General features: G+C 51.3%; 1 protein-coding gene. It reads left to right on the plus strand.

The features are described 5' to 3' along the window. Window positions 1-164: 164 nt before the first annotated feature. Window positions 165-329, plus strand: coding sequence for a hypothetical protein (locus tag J7439_RS25845; RefSeq protein ID WP_209204925.1), 165 nt, complete (start codon window positions 165-167; stop codon window positions 327-329). Window positions 330-630: the final 301 nt, after the last annotated feature.

A 630-nucleotide genomic window follows, 5' to 3' on the forward strand; every position in this document is an offset into this window, starting at 1 on the left:
GCTCCGGATTAGCAGGTAGCGAAGTTGCAGAACACACAATACTCCTGCTGTTGTCAGTAACACGCCTGCGCTTTATGGATGGGATGGGCCCGGATTCAGATTGCAGTTGATGCGGTGGAAATGTTCCTGTGCCCGTTGTTGTCTGTTCCACCTGGTAACCTGACATGGATCGCTTTCTTTCTTGTTTTCGGCTGTTTGCTGGCTGGTGCCTTCCGGCTTCAGTGGATGTTAACGGGGATGCCGTGTCTGCGGTTATTGAGGAGGAAGGTGACTGCATGGTTTCTTCGGAGATTACCTGTGTTTCCAGTTGGAGAATCGTCTGGGGATGACAACAATAGAACTGACCTGGTCAGCCCGGTAAAGTTCCAGGCAGCCGGTATCAGGGAAGGCTGACCTGTTTTGTCAGGCAGTCTGGCTGTGAGATGTGTTACGGGATAGCGCACCGCTGGCTTTTACATTCCAGGGCAGGAGTGCTTCCAGCTTCTCAACCGTATGCATATCACAGCCCTTGTAGGAACTCTTCCATCCAGTCATCGTTGTTGACCAGTTCTGACTCTGTCGCCAATGAATCCAATGTCGCCAATGAATCCAAATCCCATTCCACTATTTCATCAAGCCCAAGTGGGTCTC

The organism is Salinisphaera sp. G21_0 (assembly GCF_017744115.1).
Lineage (GTDB): Bacteria > Pseudomonadota > Gammaproteobacteria > Pseudomonadales > Endozoicomonadaceae > Endozoicomonas.

What these genes read in the sequence shown, in the direction of transcription:
- J7439_RS25845 (WP_209204925.1), top strand. Translation starts at nt 165, where the DNA reads ATGGATCGCTTTCTTTCTTGTTTTCGGCTGTTTGCTGGCTGGTGCCTT.